We start from the raw sequence: 16,168 nt of genomic DNA on the forward strand, positions 1-16,168 counted from the left end.
CGTCGGTGGGCTTCGGGGGGGGCATGGGGTGCAGGGCTCCTTGGGGTTGTGGAGTCCTTCCATGGCAAGGGCGGTGCCATGGCCCCCGAAGCCTCCTTCGCGCCGTGATTCCAACGCGTTGCGCGCGGCCCCAGCCCCCGGGAAGCGCGCGGGGCGCGGCGAACGTGCCAATCCTGGCACGCGCGGTGGCGCTCCCCTGGGGACATTCCTGTCACCCCCCAGCGGATGGGTTCACGTCGGAAGCTCGACGATGAACTTCGCTCCGAGCCCCGGCGTGCTCTCCACGCGGATGCTTCCCCCGTGCGCGTCGACAATCTGCCGCGAGATGAAGAGCCCCAACCCGAGTCCTCCGTAGTTGCGCGACGCGGCGCGCTCGAAGCGCTCGAAAATGCGGCCCTGGGCCTCGGGCGGAATGCCCAGGCCGTGGTCCTCGACGACGAGCCGCGCCCCCCGCGCCTGGCGCGTCACCTCCAACTGGATGGGCTGCCCCTCGCCATACTTCATCGCGTTGGTCAGCAGGTTGATCAGGACCTGCTCCAGCCGCAACCGGTCCCAGTATCCCCACACCGGCTCCGGGGCCATCATCTCCAACGCGCAGCCCGTCTTCTCGAACTGCGCCGCGAGGTGGTTCGTCACGTTGTGCGCCACCGCCACCAGGTCCATCTCCTCCCGCCGCAGGTCGAGTCGTCTGTCATTGATGCGGGAGACGTCGAGCAGGTGCTCCGCCAGCCGTGACAGCCGCTGGAGCTGCTCCTCGAAGACCTCCAGCATCCGCGTCACCTTGTCCGTGGGCAGTGGGTGCGGGCCCGTGAGGGCGGACTCCATCTGCTGCACGCGCAGCTTCATGGAGGTCAGCGGGGTCTTCAGTTCATGGGAGGCAATGGAGAGGAACTCATCGCGCGCGCGGATGGACTCCTGCGCCGAGCAATAGAGCTGGGCGTTGTCGATGGCGACCGCGGCCCGACGGCCCAGTTCCTCCGCCAGCTCCAGCTCCGCCGGGGCATACCCGCGCCCCGACTGGGGGGAGAGGAGGAACAGCACGCCCAGGGTGCGGCCTCGCGCCTGGAGGGGCACACCCAGCGAGGGCCGGCCCTGGAGTGTCCGCACTTGCGACCAGCGCTCTTCCGCCAGCGCCACGGGGTCCAGCAGGCCCTGGGACGCGTCGGACGTCTCCGACCTTCCGGTCGTCAGGATCCGCGCCGGCCCGTGGAGGGCTTCCGGTGCGGGCGGGTGGCGGCGGAGGAACTCCCTCACGTCCGCGGCGCGGGACGGCGAACGGTCCGCCACCGCCACGGGGCGCAGCGGCATCCCCGTCGTGCGCACGAAGACGACGCACAGCTCCGCCAGCAGGGGCAGGGCCAGCTCCGCGACGCGCTGGAGCGTGGTTTCATTGTCGAGGGACGCCACCAGCTCCCGGCTCGCGTCGGCCAGGAAGCGCTGGGCGGTCTCCATCCGCTTGCGCTCGGTGATGTCGGTGGCGATTCCGCAGAGCGCGTAGACATCGCCAGCGGCATCGAAGAGCGGGAACTTGTGCGTGAGGTGGGTGTGGATCCCATCGTCGTGCCGGAGCAGCTCCTCCCGTTGCACGGAGACGCCGTCCTGGAGGACGCCCTGGTTGGTGTGGTGCAGGGCGGTGGCGATCTCCTGGGGAAAGACATCGAGGGAGGTCTTCCCGGCGACCTCCTGCCGCGTGTGGTGGAAGAGCCGCTCCCACTCGCGATTCACGAAGATGAAGCGTTGCTGGGTGTCCAGCAGGAAGAAGACGGTCGGCGCGTTGTCCAGGATGGCCCGCAGTCGCTTCTCGCTTTCAAACAGCGCCTCCTGCGCCCGCTTCCGCTCGGTCACGTCGATGAGCACCGCGAGGGAGCGGACCACCGCGCCGGAGGCATCCCGCTCCCCGATGGCGGACAGGATGACGTCGAGGGGCTTCCCGTCCTTCTTCACGAGCTGGTACGGCACGTTCCAGCATTCACCGGTCTTGAAGTACGCGGGGAGGATGACCTCGCGGGCGTACCGCTGGGACTCCGGCGTCAGGAACTCCACCGAGTCGTGCCCGAGCACCTCCGCGCGCTCATAGCCCAGGGTGTTCAGCCAGCAATCACTGACGCTCACCAGCCGCCCCCGCCGGTCGATGGAGTGCATCATCACCGGGGTGTTGTTGTAGAGCGACCGATACTTCTCGCTGACCGCGCGCAGCGCATCCTCGGTCTGCTTGCGCTCGGTGATGTCGCTGAAGACGGAGACGCCGCCGCGAAGCACTCCGGCCTTGTCGCGGACCGGACTGGAGCTGACGAGCAGCCAGGTCCCCGCTGGCCTTTCGGCGTTGCGCAGGAAGAGCTCCTGGCGGGTCACCGTCTCGCCACCCAGGGCTCGGATCATGGGCAGGAGTTCGGACGGATAGAGGGAGACTTGATCCGGCAGGTAGAGCCCGTAGTGCTCCGCCCACCGGTCGGCGGGTGTGTCCGTCGCCCCCATGCCCAGGAGCTGTTCGCCCACCGGGTTGATGAACACGAAGTGCCGGTGCTCGTCGCAGACCAGGACCCCCTCGCCCAGGCTGGCGAAGACGGCTTCGAGGCTCCAGCTGTCGTGCAGGCGATCCATGGGGCGCGGGAAGAGGACGCGCTCTTCGTCCCTCAACGATGGGGGTTCCCTCTGCTGGCGCCAACCCGCTCCAGGCGAGCGTTCAGCGCACGAAGCCCGCAACGGGGGTTTCAAAGACCTTGCTCACGACGTTCATCGTCTTGAGCCACGCATGCGCCTCCTCGCCGAGCCTTCCGTACACCCGGACGTCAACGGGCTTCGCGACGCCGAGGAGTGCCTTGAATTCGGGCCAGCCGGAAATCATGTGGATGTGTTCCATGACCTGACGGGCGTCCGCGAACGTGACGACCGCGCCAACCTCCGTGGAGTCGGGCCGGGCGTAGAATCGGAGGCCGACGAGGCCGCGCACACCCTCGCGCTCCAGCCTCCGCGCCGCAGCCTGGATGATGGACTCGAAGACGCTGAAGGGCGCTGTCAGCTCCAGCACCTCCACGAGGGTGATTCGCTCACGGGCTGGCTGTTCCATCTTCCGTGCTCCTCCGGCGGGCCTCCTCCTGGGGATAACCACGGCGCGAGCCCCTCACCCATGCCCGCCCCCCTGTCTGCCGCTGTCGCCACCGTCCCCCGGGCCGCGGGGGTGCGGAGGCCTCCGAGCGGCTGCTCCTCCGGAAGCATCCCGGAAGGCGGTCGCGCGGGTGGAGCGGTGAAGGCCCGGGCACGGACGAAAGGGCCGGCTGCCCGCGAACAGCCGGCCCTGTTCGTGAGTCCGGAGCCGCGGCTCCGGGCTCCGAGCTCGGGACCTGGGAGACCCGTTCGGTGTAAAGGGGGCGGATGAGCGATGTGAACCTGGTGGAGTTCGCGCGGAGGTTCGAGCGCAGGGCCGCGGCGTCCGTGGTGGCGTTGGCGACGGATGCCGCGCCGCTGGCCGACGGCTGGATGGTGTTCGGGGGCGTGGGCTCCTACGTGAACAAGTCCTGCGGCTATGGGTACGGCCAGGAGGTCACCGGCGCGGAGCTGGACGCGCTGGTGACCTTCTTCTCCTCGCGGGGCGTCGAGCCGAAGGCGGAGCTGAGTCCGTTCGTGCCGGTGGCGCTGCTCCAGGGGCTGGCGGAGCGCGGGTTCGTGCTGCGCGAGTTCGAGACGGTGCTGTACCGGCCGCTGCGCGGTGACGAGGCCTCGTTGTCGCCCGTCCGTGGGGCGCCTCCGGGGCTGACGGTCGAGCGCGTCGATCCGTCCGACGACGCGGCGGTGCGCACGTTCGTGGAGGTCTCCGGCAGCGGCTTCGTTCCGGAAGGGGAGTCGATGCCGGAGGTGTTCCTGTCCGTGGGCCTCAAGAGCGCGCGCCAGCCCGCGTCGGACTCGTTCCTGGCCCGGCTGGACGGCGTCCCCGTTGGCGCGGGGGGCTGTGAGTCGAGCGAGGGGCTCACGACCCTGTACGGCACGTCGGTGCTGCCCGCGTACCGGCGGCGCGGCGTCCAGCAGGCGTTGATTTCAGCCCGGCTGGCGCGCGCCGTGGAGCGGGGCAGCGACATGGCCGCGATCATGTCCGCGCCCGGCATCCCCACCGAGCGCAACGCCATGCGCATGGGCTTCCTGATGGCCTACTCCCGCGCCGTGCTGGTGAAGCACGGCGCGGGGCTGGAACCCTCGCCCTAGTTGGGCTCGGGCGCGAGCGACCGGAGCGCCGCCTCCAGTCGCTTCGCGAGGGCCTGGGGGCCTGGGGGCCACGGCGCGACACACCGTGTTCGACATGGCGCCCACCGATGTCCCCGGCCAGGTCCGACCCCTGGGTCCGGTGATGCGGGAGGCTCGCCTGCGTTCGGAGGACGGGTTCGGCGCGTTGGTGCACTGAGGTCCACCGTCCCGGGCTCGTGGGTCCGGAGCCGCGAGTCCGCGCCCGGCATCCCCACCGAGCGCAACGCCAGCTGCCCGACGCCATGCTCTCCGCGACTTCGCTGCCCGGCGGCGCCCAGCGGCCTGACTCCAAGCTCTCCTCGCCCCTGATGCAGTCGCTCCAGGCGGACGGTTTGTCAGCCAGCGGCTCCAGCAAGACCGAGAGCATCGGCAAGCTGCTGGAGGGCATCACCTCCGTGATCAGCAGCATCATGGAGCTGGTGCAGGCCGCCACCCAGGGCGTGCAGGCTGTCTCCCAGGGCGTGACGGGCGTCGTCGGCGCCGTTGGCACCGCGGGCAGCTCGCTGCTCGGTGGCGCGCTCGGGCAGGCCCACTCGGATCCGACGGCCGGCATGAGCCAAGCCCCCACCCTCGAGTAATCCGACGGCGCCCCGCTTCGTGTCGATGGCCGAGAAGCCGGTGGAGGGGGAGTGCCTCTCCGCCACCTCTTCGACGATCTCCAGGCGGTTGCCGGTCACGACCTTGCCGTCCACCCTCATCGAGAACGAATCCGACGGGCTCGTGAAGGACCCGACGCAGGCCCCCGGGCGGTGGGGTCGTCGCCGCTGAAGCTGCCGAAGGCCGGCCGTTTCTTGAAGCCGATGTCGATCCGCCTCAACCGGATTGGCGTGAGGGTCACGTTGTTCAACTTCGTGTCGATCTCTCCGTGCGGATCGTGCTGACGACATCCTCGCCGTCGCGCGCGGCCAGCGTGAAGCCCTGGTCCGTCGCGCCCAGGTCACCGATGGCGGCCTTCATCGACCATTCGGTCGCGCGGGGGAACTCGCTGGTGACGCCGCCCGTCTTCACCTCCTTCAGGCCGGAGACGTTGATGGAGCTCTTGCGACGGGTGAGCGTCGCGTTACCGGTCGCGCAATTCTTGATGCGCCCGAACCCTTCGACGCAGCTCGTCTCGGCCTTCGACTCCTGGACGCATAAGAAGGATAGGGGCAGTGTTGAAGGGCACGGGCGAGAGCAGAGAGGCAGAGGAGGGCTGCTGACGAGTGCCGGAGGGCCGAGCGCCACGTCGGTGTGCCCACCCCGCAGTCCTGAAGGGTACACGCCTGCTCAAGCCGCCTTCCAATGAGGAGGCGGCAGGCGACGGGCCACTGCTGCTGCTGCTGCAGACTCAACACCCCCCGTGCTGGGGCGTCCCGTGTGCTGGGGCCAGTCTCCCAGGCAGCGTGGGCAGTCCCAGGTGCTCCAGGATGGCACGCATCTCACCGGAAGCCGTCAAATACGCCAGCCTCCTCAAGCCTGCCTCCACTCCCGCCGCAGGCGAACACGTCCAGCGCGAAGCTCCTGCGCAGCAACCCCGCCCCATCCAGCCGCGGCGTGCGCTCCTGGGTCGGCTCCTGCCTCGTCGCTGCTAAAGGCGGCTCACTTGCCTCTTCCGGCTTCGGCTCTGCCCCCGCTTGAGGGAGCGCCTGGAAGATCTTGTTTTAGGCCACGGCCACGCGCTGCATGCGCGACGCAAAAGTTGATGCTTATGGATAGTCAAGCATGCAGCGCGGGCCGCCGGGGATGCGTCAGAACAACTGCGAGCGCACGGGCGAGTGCATGTCGAGGAACGTCCCGTTGCCCAGCTCGCCGTCGGAGTTGCGGCCCCACGTCCAGACCGTGCCGTCCGGGCGGACCACGACCAGATGATCACCACCGGTGTCCGCCGCGGTGAGGCCGCCCTCCAGCACATCGATGCGTATCGGCCCCCGTGTGGTGGAGTCGAGGTTCCCCAACTGGCCCCATTCGTTGTACCCGCCAACCCACACCCCACCGGTGAAGTCCGTTGCCAGGCTGATGTAGTTGCTTGCGACGACAGTGTTCAGGTCGCTGATCTCCATGAGCCTCAGTTTCCGGATGTAGTTGCGATCTCCCCCCAGTCCCTGTCCGAAGCCGTTGGTGCTCCAGTTCCAGCCGCGGCCGTCGGAGCGCACCGCGAGTGAATAGTCGAGGCCGGCAGATACAGAGACAATGTCGCTCACGCCCTGAACCTGGACGGGCGTCGAACGATTGATGGTGGTGTTATCACCCAACTCACCGCTCCAATTGTTGCCCCAGGCCCAGACGGTGCCGTCGAAGCGCACCGCGAGCGCGTGGCTGGAGCCCGCGGAGATGAAGGTGATGCCCGTCAGGCCCTGAACCTGGGTCGGCACCCGACGCGTCTGCTGGGTCCCGTCGCCCAGCTGGCCGTTCCAGTTGCCACCCCAGGCCCAGACGGTGCCGTCATACTTCAGCGCCAGGGCGAAGTTGTCTCCCTGGGCAATGGCGCTCACGGACGTCAGCCCCGGCACCTGGCCGGGCGTATGGCGTGGTGTAGAGGTGCCGTCGCCAAGCAGGCCATATCTGTTGTCGCCCCAGGCCCAGACGGTGCCCTCGGAGCGCAGCGCGAGGGCGTCGGAGTCCCCGGTCGTAACCGCCGTAATCCCTGTGACCCCAGATACCGCGACGGGGAGCGAGCGCCGCGTCGTCGTTCCATCACCCAGCTGGCCGGATGCGTTGTCGCCCCACGCCCACACCGTGCCGTCGTAGCGGACCGCCAGGGAGTGCTGGGGGCCGGCCGCCACGGCGACCGCGCCTGTGAGGTTGGGGACCTGCTGGGGCGAGGGATGACGGGTCAGCGCGCCGTTACCCAGCTGTCCATACCTGTTCTCGCCCCAGGTCCAGACCGAGCCATCAGAACGCATGGCCAGCGAGTGCTTGGCACCCGCAGCCGTGGCAACGACGCCCGCGAGGCCTGGGACCTGGACGGGTGTGTACGCGTGCTCCTTGGCGCCGGTTCCCAGTTGCCCCTGCTCGTTGTCACCCCAGGCCCAGACGGTCCCATCGGAGCGCTGGGCGAGTACATGGTAGGGGCCAGCGCTCACGTCGATGATGCCCGTGAACCCCGGGAGTTGCGATGGCGTGGTGGACTCGAAGATGCTGCCGACGAAGCCCCAGGCCCAGACGGTGCCGTTCGACTTTACCGCGAGCGCTCCGTGGGGGCCCGCCGCCACGGCGGTCAGGCCTGACAGGCCTTGCACCTGAATGGGAGAGCAACGCCGGTCCTTCGTGCCATCCCCCAACACGCCATAGCTGTTGCCGCCCCAGGCCCAGAGGGTCCCATCGGAGCGCAGCGCCAGGGAGTACCGGCCGTTGGCGAGCACGGAGACCACGCCGGTGAGGCCGGGCACCTGCGTTGGCACGCGTCGCTCAGTCGTCGTCCCGTCACCCACCTGGCAATTGGAGTTGTCACCCCAGGCCCACACCGTGCCGTTGGACTTCATGGCCAGGGAGTGGGTCGCGCCCGCAGCGATGGAGGAGACTCCGGTCAGTCCCGGCACTTGGACAGGCAGGGACCGGCTTGCGACGGCCGAGCCGTCGCCCAACTGGCCGTAATAATTGCTGCCCCAGGCCCAGGCGCTGCCATCGGAGCGCACGGCCAGCGAATGGGAGTTGCCACCGGCGACGGACACGACACCGGTCAGTCCCACCACTTGCACGGGCGAGGAATGGTCCTGCTGGGTGCCGTCTCCCAGTTGGCCCAAGCCGTTGCGCCCCACTGCCCAGAGGGTACCGTCCGGACGGATGGCCAGTGAATGGGATTCGCCCGCAGCCAGCCGGGTGCGCGGACTGGCGCGCTTGAGGCCGGAGGAGGTCGTTGAATCCTCGGGAGCAGCGGCTTCCGGAGGAGATTGCCCGCAGCCTGCGAACAGGCACAGCCCGAGCCAGACGCCGGCCAAGCGCCTTCCCCAAGAGGAGGTCGTTTGTGTCATTGGAGTGTCCTTGGTTTTGCGAGTGAGAGGGATTGAACGGCTCAATAGAACTGCGAGCGCAGCGGTACGAGGGCGTCCAGGGACGTCCCGTCGCCCAGCTGGCCGTCGGAGTTACGGCCCCAGGTCCACACGGTGCCGTCCATGCGGATGACCAGCATGTGGTAGTTGCCACCGGCCGCCGCGGTGACACCGTCCGACAGGCTCGTCACCTGCACGGGCGCGTCGTCGTAGATCTCCACGGTGTCGTTGCCCCACTGGCCCCAGCTGTTGTCCCCGGCGGTCCACACCGCACCGGTGAAGTCCGCCGCGAGCGACACGTAGGGCGCCGCCGCCAGCGTGGTCAGCCCATTGAAGGGCAGGGTGCCCATGAGGAGGGAGTCCCAGGGGCGGAACAGCTCGCCGTAGGCGTTGTTGCCCCAGCTCAGGCCCGTGCCGTCAGCACGGAGCGCGAACGAGTGATAGCCCCCCGCGACCACGGAGACCGCGTCGGTCAGCCCTGGCACCTGCACGGGGGAGTGGCGGTCGGTGAAGGTGCCGTCTCCCACCTGGCCCAGCCAGTTGTCACCCCAGGCCCACACGGTGCCGTCGAACATCAGCGCCAGCGAATGGGTATCGCCCACGGCGATGGCCAGCACGCCCGTCAGTCCCGGGACCCGGACGGCCGTCGCATGGCTCACCGTCGTCCCATCCCCCAGTTGACCGTAGTCGTTGCGGCCCCAGGCCCAGACGGTGCCGTCATGCTTCAGCGCCAGCGCATGGGTGCCGCCGAGCGCGACGGCGGTGATGCCCTCGAGCCCCTGCGCCTGGGCGGGGGTGTGGCGGTCAGTGGATGTGCCATCCCCCAACTGGAAGTCGCTGTTGACGCCCCAGCCCCAGACCGTACCGTTGGCGCGCAGCGCCAGGGTGGTGGCGTCGTTCGCCACGACCGTCAGCACCTCCGTCATTCCCGGTACTGCCGCAGGGAGCGCGCGCCGCGTGGTGGTGCCGTCGCCCAGCTGGCCGTTCCAGTTGCCACCCCAGGCCCAGACCGTCCCGTCGGCGCGGACCGCCACCGAATGGTGCCTGCCTCCCGCCACGGTCAGAGCCGCCCCCAGCCCCTGCACCGGCTGCGGGACGTAGTGCCGGACCGTTGCGCCGTTGCCCAGTTCGCCGGAGAGGTTGCCACCCCAGGCCCACACCGAACCGTCAGAGCGCAGGGCCAGCGAGTGATGGGCGGCGGCCGCCGTGGCGACGACGCCCGTGAGCCCCTGGACCTGGACGGGCGCGGAGACGTCCACGGTCGTCTTGTTTCCAATGCCCAACTGGCCATAGCCGTTGGTGCCCCAGGTCCAGACGGTGCCATCCGAGCGCTGCGCGAGCACGTGGATGGAAGCACTCACGTCGGTGACGCCCGTGAGCCCAGGCACTTGCACTGGGGTGGCGCCGCCCATGCCGATGTCGCCCCAGGCCCAGACCGTACCGTTCGACTTCACGGCCGCGGAGGCGCGGTAGCCCGAGGCCATCGCGACGATGCCAGTCATGCCCGGCACCTGCACGGGAGCGCACTGCTTCTGGCCAGAGCCGTCCCCCAGCACTCCAAAGGTGTTGCTGCCCCAGGCCCAGAGGGTGCCGTCGGAACGCACGGCCAGCGAGTGGTTGTATCCGCCCACGACCGCGACGACGCCGGTCAGTCCCTGCACCTTCGCGGGAGTGGTGCGGTCGGTCGTCGTGCCGTCGCCCAACTGGCAGTACGCGTTGTCACCCCAGGCCCAGACCGTACCGTCCGGCTTCACGGCCACGGTGTGCGCGAAGCCTGCGCCCACGGAAGTGACCCCGCTGAGCCCCGCTACCTGGGTGGGCACCTTCCGGGACGTGGTGGTGCCGTCCCCCAGCTGCCCCGTCGAGTTGTCGCCCCAGGTCCACACGGTGCCGCCCGTGACCAGTGCCACGGAATGGTAATAGCCCGCGCTGACGGATACCGCGCCTGTCAGGCCCTGCACCCGCACCGGCGTGGAGCGGTCCGTGAGCGTGCTGTCACCCAACTGCCCGTCGCTGTTGCGGCCCGCCGCCCAGACGGTGCCGTCCGGACGGATGACCAGGGAGTGCCGATACCCTGCCGCCACCCGCGCGCGTGGATTGGAACGCTTGATGGCGGAGGTGGACGCCGCCGCCTCTGTCCCGTCCGACTCGGGCGGGGGTTGTCCGCAACCCATGATTAGCCCCAGCCCCAACATCATGGGCAGCCAACGGCCTGAACTGCGATTCATCCCTGTCTCCTTGAACGCCTGCCTGTCGGCTATTACGACAATTCAAGAAAGACGGATAGGTTTGGGGGGAGCGGCGCTGAACCTCGGCTGATGCGAGAGGCTCGTCGCGCAATGCGTCATCACAGGGCGCTCAGCCCCAGGTCGCCAGTTGTTGGGCGGACGTGGCGAGCGCCATGACCTCTTCCCGCCCCAAAGAGACCTCTTGCGCGAGCAGGGCTGGAACCAGTTCGTGGGCCCCGAGGACCGGGACGTTCCTCGGCTGCTCCTTCACATCGAGCTCCGCGTCCACGAAGACCAGCAGGCTTTGGACCCAGAGCGAGCGGCGTCGCGTTGCCGCGAGCAGCTTCTCGCGGACCCGTTTGGCCTCTGCTTCGCCCTTCCTCACGTAATCCTTGTTGGAGCCGCCGACCTTGATGACGTTTCCGGCGACCCACACGTTCTGGCGGAGGAACTTGGTGTTGATGACGTAGACGCCCGGCGGGCCAATCACGAGGTGATCCACGTTCGCGCCGTTCTGGCCAATCCTGACGTCGTGCTGGATGAACCAGCCTTGCGGTCGCAGGGGTTCGAGTAGCCGGCCTACGCGTTCCTCGCCTTCGGCGCCGCGCCTCCAGGCACGCTCATCGGTGTGCATTCCGAAGAGTCGCGTGAAGAAGGTCTTGATGGGCGCGGCCTTCGCGAGCGCGTTCTGCTTCTCTCGTGCGCTCTCTCCTGGCCGGCGGACAGAGAATCCCGCTGCGTTCGGATCATGCGCCCCGTTGCGTTGCTTTGGCATGACACCCCCATGCATGACATTGGTTGAGTAGGCGGGAGCATACCACTCCTGAGGGATTCTCCGGAGGGGGTGAGGAGGCTTGTTGGTTCCGCCATGTCAACGCGCTCCCTTGTCGTGGTTTCATTGTGTGTCTTTCTGTCTCTCGTTACTGCCTGCCTGGGGGACGAAGGGTCCCTGGGACCCCAGATGTCTCCCGAGCCCCCTGTCGCCGCGTCTCAGGTTTCTTCCGACCTGGTCGGACCTATGCGTCGGATGAAGACAAGGAGACCGAAGGCTATTGCTCTGCGCCCTCGACCTGCGATCAGAGCCGCCTGGAGTTTTCCATCGCCTCGCCGTTGACGACGGGAACCTGCCCCATCCTCTCCAGTCGCCCCATCCACGTCATCGTCGGGCGTCTGCTTCCGCTTGGACAAGTCGTGGCCCTGGCTGCTGCAGACTCAACACCACCCTCAAGCCTGCCTCCACTCCTGCTGCGGGCGAACACGTCCAGCGCGAAGCTCCTGCGCAGCAACCCCGCCCCATCCAGCCGCGATGTGCGCTCCTGGGTCGGCTCCTGCCTCGTCGCTACTAAAGGCGGCTCACTTGCCTCTTCCGGCTTCGGCTTTGCCTCCGCTTGAGGGAACTTCACTCCGGGCGCAGGAGGATCGACGCCAGTTCCTCCTGGATCAGCCCCGGGCCAGGGGCAGGGCCTCGGGTCGCTCTGCCGCGGTGGATGACCGCGTACGAGATCGTGTCGACGAGCCACATGCAGCCCGTGAGGCACTTTCCGCACCGATCCCTCGGCGCGGCTGGACGTCAGCGTGTCGTTCACCCTCGTCACCGGTGGCCCTGCGCAGCCGCGGCCCTCGTCCCGGTACTCCCAGGGCCACAGCCGCGTGAGGATTCGCAACGGGATCCGGGCGCCCTCCAGGTCACACTTCGCGGCCAGGCTGAATTCGATGACATGCTTGTTCTCGATGCCTCCTGAAAGACAGGTTCGGAATCTCCATGCACTCCTCGATGCCGTCCCGGACCTGGTTCTTGGCGCTCTTGCTGACCCTGGCCGGAGCCCTGGCCTCCGCAGCGGAACCGCCGTCGCAAGGCGTGGTCCTCGCCGCGCAGCCGCTGACCTTCGCGGAGGCGGAAGCACTTCCTCCCAAGCTCGCTGAGTCCGCTCCCTGCGACCTGGGGCTGGGCCACACCCCCGACATCACCGTCTCCCAGTCCGTGGACGTGACGCCGTCCATCCCGGACTTCTGCCGGCCCGCCGAGGTGGTCGTCACCCAGAAGCTGTCCCTGCCAGATGGCTCGCGAGTCGAGCGCACGTTTCGCATCGTGGATGACGCTCCTGGCACCCAGCTGCCTCCGCCTCCCCCGCGCCCTCGCATCCGCGTCCGCTGCCAGGCGCGGCGGCTGGAGCTGTCCGTGGAAGGCGTGCCCGAAGCCCCCCTGCTGACGCTGGAGCCCATCGGCCTCAGCGCCACCTCCGTGCTGCTGCGGGTGTCCCGGGACAGCGAAGCCCGCTTCCTGCCCCTGCTGATCCGGGACGACGCAAGGGCCCGCGGGGCGCTGGAGGAACTGGACTTCCTGGTCAGCAAGGGTGTTCCCTCCCGCTTGTCCAGACGCGACGCGGACCTGGAGGCGGACAGCGTCGCGGGGCTGGCTGCCGCACTCGAGCGCGCTCGGAGGCGCACCGCCCTGGTCTCGGGCGACGACATGGATCCAAACGTCCCTCGCGACATCCTGGCTCCGGACCTGAAGGGAGACCGGCCGCCGTTGAAGACAGGCGAGCCTGAAGATATCGGCGACGTCCAGCCGCCTGATTCGAACTCGGACCCAGACCTGTTCTGGCGCCAGGGACGGTTGTGCGTGGTGCAGCAGGACACCCGGAAGCGGATGCGCTGCTACGACCCCGTGGCGCGGCGCTGGGGCAAGGCCGTCCCGGTGGACAGGGGTGACCTCTCCGCCTGGAGCACTCGCGGAGGTCGCTGCGGCATTCCCCTGGGGACCCGGAACGTGCGGCCTCCCGAGGGCTTTGGGCCCGAACTGCGCCTGTCCCCCCGGGCCGTCCTGCTCTGGAACGGGAACACCCACGAGGCCCGCGTCATGGAGGTCCCCGAAGGGGTCGGTCCACCGCGCCTGCGCGCACCGGAAGCGGAGGAATTGAAGAAGGCGATCCTCGCGTCCCCCGGCTCCCGGCTCCTGGGCGAAGGCCGGTTCATCCTGGACGAGGGACGCAAGGCGTTCTGCTCCGTGCGCAGGCCCCTGGGGTGCTGGTCCCTTCCATTGGAGGATGAGGGCGGCAACGCACTGTCGGAGGGCCGCGTGTCCCCGGATGGCCGGTGGCTCTCCTATCTGCGCGGTCCCGCTCCGAGCCGCGTGGACGGGGAGGAGGAACCCCTGACCCTGGTGGTGCGCCCCCTGGTGCTCGGTCCGTACGTCGCGCCCCGCGAGCCCGTTTCGACGGCCCCGCCCCTCGTGCGGACGGACGTCGTGATGGAGAGGCCGACCTGGGGGAAGCCCGCGCCGGGGCCGGACGGCGACCTCGTCTCCCGCGCGAGGATCGCCTGCGACCTGGGCCAGGATCCACGCATCCCCTTCGAGCTGGAGACGACGCGCACCGTCTCGGCCTACAGTTCCGTGAGCGACGCTTCGTACGCCTGCCGCCCTGATTGGGTGAAGCTGCGTCAGGTGCTGACCGTGCCCGGAGGCCTGGAATTCGTCCGCCGCGCCTCCGTCGTCGCCGGGGACAAGCCGTCAGCGGTGGGCGACGCGAAGGTGCGCTGCCAGCCGGGCCGCCTGTCGCTGTGGATGGAGGGCGTGCCCGACTTCCCAGCGCTGACGTTGGCCGCGAACCCGGGCGCGTTCGGCGCGGTGCGCTGGGACCTTGCGCCGGAGACCGAAGCCCGGCTCCAGGCGCTGCTCGCCCGCGACGACGCGCCCGCCCGCGAGGCCCTGGACGCCTTCGCGAAGCTGGTGCGGCAGAACGAGGACGGGCGCGTCTCCCGCATGGGCTGCCTCGCCACGGCGCTGGAGGCCATCCATGCCCGGCTGGCGCTCGCGGACGGGTTCCACCCGGAGCTGCATGTCGCGATGAAGACCGCCGGCGTCTGTGCCGAGCGCTACGGCATGCGCGCCCTCCAACAGCGGCTCCAAGCCGCTCTGCCTTCGCTTCCGCTGCGCGTCGGGGCGCTGAAGGACAAGCCGGGCGTCATCGGCCAACTGCTGACCCTGCCCACCATCCCTCCAGAGCGCGGGCCCCGGCTGTACTGGAGGGACGCCACCCTGTGCAGGGTCCAGGAGGAGGGGAGCGGACAGGTGCGCTGCTACGACCCGGCGGCGCGCGAGTGGGGGCCCGCCGTCGCGATGAAGGACCGCCCGGTCCCGCGAGAGGACCTGTTCGTGAAGTCCCCGAACCCGTGCTACCCGCTGGGGGGCCGCACCGTTCCCGTTACGGATGAGATGCGCGACGTCCTGCCCCTGTCACCGCGGGCCTCGCTGTTCACGGACACCTCGCGCGGCGACCTGTCCCCGGAGTTCAAGGTCCTGGAAGTCCCCGAGGACGCGGGCCCCGTGCGCACGCGTGCGCCCACCGTGGTGGAACTGGCGCTCGCGGCACGGACCGGCGGGGGCTCCGTTTCCTTGAGCGAGGGCAAGCTGCTGCTGCATGTCGCGAAGGACGGCGCGTCGTGGCTGTGCACGGCGGTGCGTCCGCTGAGGTGCTGGAAGCTGGACCTGGATCCCGGGGCCGAAGCTGTGCGCGCCATGGCGTCGCCTGATGGACGCTGGCTGTCCTACGTGCGGATCCCCAAGGGGTTCCACCGAGACCCGAAAGCACACCCCGCGGAGCTCGTCGTGCTGCCGCTGCTCCCGCGCGACGCCGCGCCCCCGGCCCCGAAGCCCTGATCAGATCGCTGCCACGACCTACACGCGCGACGGACGCAGTCGCTACTTCCGCGCCTTGAACAGCTTGCCCTTGCTCCAAGCGTCGAAGAGCGCGTCCTCCGAGTAGATCGCCTGGGACTTGAACTTGAGCTCCACCTTGCCGCCAGCCTCGGCGACCGCGGCTTCGATGGCCTCCGCTTCGGCGCGGTTCATGGGCGCATCGCGCATTTCGCCCAGGGTCCGGCGCATCTTGTCCGGAAACTGGAGCCACAGGGGGGGCGGCTTCTGGTCCAGGTATGCGGCGGGGAAGCCTGTGATTGCCGCGATGCGCGCTACCACCTCCGGGTTCCGGCTCGCGGTGTCCGTGAGCGTCACTTCCACGGACTCCTCCTTGCCCAGTGAACCTGAGGTCACCACCTTCTTCAGCGCTGCCACCACCCCCTTGCCGGTCCCCTGGCGGAACGTCTCCATCGGGTAGTGGTGTTCAACCTCCAGTGCCTGGGCGCGGATGTCATGCTCATCCTCGATGAGCATGCGCGTTTTCAGGTGACCGCCAACCACCAGGGAACTGTCGTTGTAGTGCCCCACCACGACGTCCCCTCCATCCAGGTGCCCCCCCACGCGAATCTCCCCGTGGGTGCGGAGCGCCTGCACGGACAGGTTGCCCAGGACGATGAGGATGGAGTCGGGACCGCGGTCCGACAGGAGTCCCGGGACAACAAGGTCCCCGCCGACGACCAGCGTGCCCTCCACCGCGAAGTTCCCCGAAGTCTTCAGGTCTCCCGGGATGAAGACGCTCTCTTCCGAAGCCACGCCGGATGCCCGCAGGGTGGGGGCTGCTGTCCCGATGCATTGGGTGGCCACCCGGGCGAGTGCATAGAGGTGCCAGGGCGCGGCGCCTTGCTGTCTTGCCTGGGCGAAGAGTTCCTCGAAACCCGCGGCTGACGGCAGACGCCAGGGGGCCAGGCGCTCCGTGTCCCCATCCTCGAAGAGGGGATCCAGGGCAAGCCGTGGAAGAAGAGCATCGAATGCCGTCGCGAATGCAGAGCGGTCGATTTGCGTCATCCGCCGCACCCTATGCTGCGGCGGCCCCCTTC

The 16,168-nt window shown here is 69.0% G+C and carries 12 protein-coding genes; 4 read left to right on the forward strand and 8 right to left on the reverse strand.

The window, feature by feature from the left end; genetic code table 11:
• Window positions 1-231: 231 nt before the first annotated feature.
• The gene (locus tag D7X74_RS28760) at window positions 232-2,637 is read right to left on the reverse strand and encodes a PAS domain S-box protein (RefSeq protein WP_233602298.1); all 2,406 of its coding nucleotides are present in this window, start codon (window positions 2,635-2,637) and stop codon (window positions 232-234) included.
• 46 nt (window positions 2,638-2,683) lie between these two features.
• Window positions 2,684-3,067, reverse strand: a complete 384-nt coding sequence (locus tag D7X74_RS28765; protein ID WP_120536205.1) for a hypothetical protein — start codon at window positions 3,065-3,067, stop codon at window positions 2,684-2,686.
• Between the two features lie 305 nt (window positions 3,068-3,372).
• Here D7X74_RS28765 and D7X74_RS28770 point away from each other — a divergent pair, with 305 nt between their 5' ends.
• The 3 genes from D7X74_RS28770 (at window position 3,373) to D7X74_RS43155 (ending at window position 5,004) form a co-directional block, all read left to right on the forward strand.
• A complete protein-coding gene (locus D7X74_RS28770) occupies window positions 3,373-4,197 on the forward strand; it encodes a GNAT family N-acetyltransferase (protein WP_120536206.1) in 825 nt (274 codons plus the stop codon).
• A gap of 281 nt (window positions 4,198-4,478) precedes the next feature.
• Complete coding sequence (locus D7X74_RS28775; RefSeq protein WP_120536207.1) at window positions 4,479-4,814, forward strand: hypothetical protein; 336 nt, start codon at window positions 4,479-4,481, stop codon at window positions 4,812-4,814.
• Window positions 4,815-4,833: 19 nt separating this feature from the next.
• Window positions 4,834-5,004 (forward strand): hypothetical protein, encoded by a 171-nt coding sequence (locus D7X74_RS43155; protein WP_158622304.1) that lies wholly within the window; start codon window positions 4,834-4,836, stop codon window positions 5,002-5,004.
• A 75-nt stretch (window positions 5,005-5,079) separates the two neighbouring features.
• On the opposite strand, the gene D7X74_RS43160 is transcribed toward D7X74_RS43155, so the two are convergent.
• From D7X74_RS43160 to D7X74_RS45355, 5 genes are all read right to left on the reverse strand, one after another.
• Window positions 5,080-5,244 (reverse strand): hypothetical protein, encoded by a 165-nt coding sequence (locus D7X74_RS43160; RefSeq protein ID WP_158620457.1) that lies wholly within the window; start codon window positions 5,242-5,244, stop codon window positions 5,080-5,082.
• 719 nt (window positions 5,245-5,963) lie between these two features.
• On the reverse strand, window positions 5,964-8,186 hold the full coding sequence (locus D7X74_RS28785) for an RCC1 domain-containing protein (RefSeq protein ID WP_120536208.1): 2,223 nt from the start codon (window positions 8,184-8,186) through the stop codon (window positions 5,964-5,966).
• 41 nt (window positions 8,187-8,227) lie between these two features.
• Window positions 8,228-10,432 (reverse strand): RCC1 repeat-containing protein, encoded by a 2,205-nt coding sequence (locus tag D7X74_RS28790; protein ID WP_120536209.1) that lies wholly within the window; start codon window positions 10,430-10,432, stop codon window positions 8,228-8,230.
• A 130-nt stretch (window positions 10,433-10,562) separates the two neighbouring features.
• Window positions 10,563-11,222, reverse strand: coding sequence for a nuclease-related domain-containing protein (locus D7X74_RS28795; protein WP_120536210.1), 660 nt, complete (start codon window positions 11,220-11,222; stop codon window positions 10,563-10,565).
• A 286-nt stretch (window positions 11,223-11,508) separates the two neighbouring features.
• The gene (locus D7X74_RS45355) at window positions 11,509-12,270 is read right to left on the reverse strand and encodes a hypothetical protein (protein ID WP_370450814.1); all 762 of its coding nucleotides are present in this window, start codon (window positions 12,268-12,270) and stop codon (window positions 11,509-11,511) included.
• Here D7X74_RS45355 and D7X74_RS28805 point away from each other — a divergent pair.
• Complete coding sequence (locus D7X74_RS28805) at window positions 12,195-15,092, forward strand: hypothetical protein (RefSeq protein ID WP_233602299.1); 2,898 nt, start codon at window positions 12,195-12,197, stop codon at window positions 15,090-15,092. The genes D7X74_RS45355 and D7X74_RS28805 overlap by 76 nt on opposite strands.
• A 42-nt stretch (window positions 15,093-15,134) precedes the next feature.
• Here D7X74_RS28805 and D7X74_RS28810 read toward each other — a convergent pair whose 3' ends face one another.
• Window positions 15,135-15,884 carry a hypothetical protein gene (locus D7X74_RS28810; protein ID WP_120536213.1) on the reverse strand — a complete coding sequence of 250 codons (750 nt, stop codon included), beginning with the start codon at window positions 15,882-15,884 and terminating at the stop codon, window positions 15,135-15,137.
• Window positions 15,885-16,168 lie beyond the last annotated feature (284 nt).

It is taken from the genome of Corallococcus sp. CA047B (assembly GCF_003612065.1).
Lineage (GTDB): Bacteria > Myxococcota > Myxococcia > Myxococcales > Myxococcaceae > Corallococcus > Corallococcus praedator.

Coding starts and splice junctions, on each gene's coding strand:
- D7X74_RS28805 (WP_233602299.1), top strand. CDS start 12,195: ATGCACTCCTCGATGCCGTCCCGGACCTGGTTCTTGGCGCTCTTGCTG.
- D7X74_RS28795 (WP_120536210.1), bottom strand. CDS start 11,222: ATGCATGGGGGTGTCATGCCAAAGCAACGCAACGGGGCGCATGATCCG.
- D7X74_RS28765 (WP_120536205.1), bottom strand. CDS start 3,067: ATGGAACAGCCAGCCCGTGAGCGAATCACCCTCGTGGAGGTGCTGGAG.
- D7X74_RS28770 (WP_120536206.1), top strand. CDS start 3,373: ATGAGCGATGTGAACCTGGTGGAGTTCGCGCGGAGGTTCGAGCGCAGG.
- D7X74_RS28785 (WP_120536208.1), bottom strand. CDS start 8,186: ATGACACAAACGACCTCCTCTTGGGGAAGGCGCTTGGCCGGCGTCTGG.
- D7X74_RS28775 (WP_120536207.1), top strand. CDS start 4,479: ATGCTCTCCGCGACTTCGCTGCCCGGCGGCGCCCAGCGGCCTGACTCC.
- D7X74_RS28790 (WP_120536209.1), bottom strand. CDS start 10,432: ATGAATCGCAGTTCAGGCCGTTGGCTGCCCATGATGTTGGGGCTGGGG.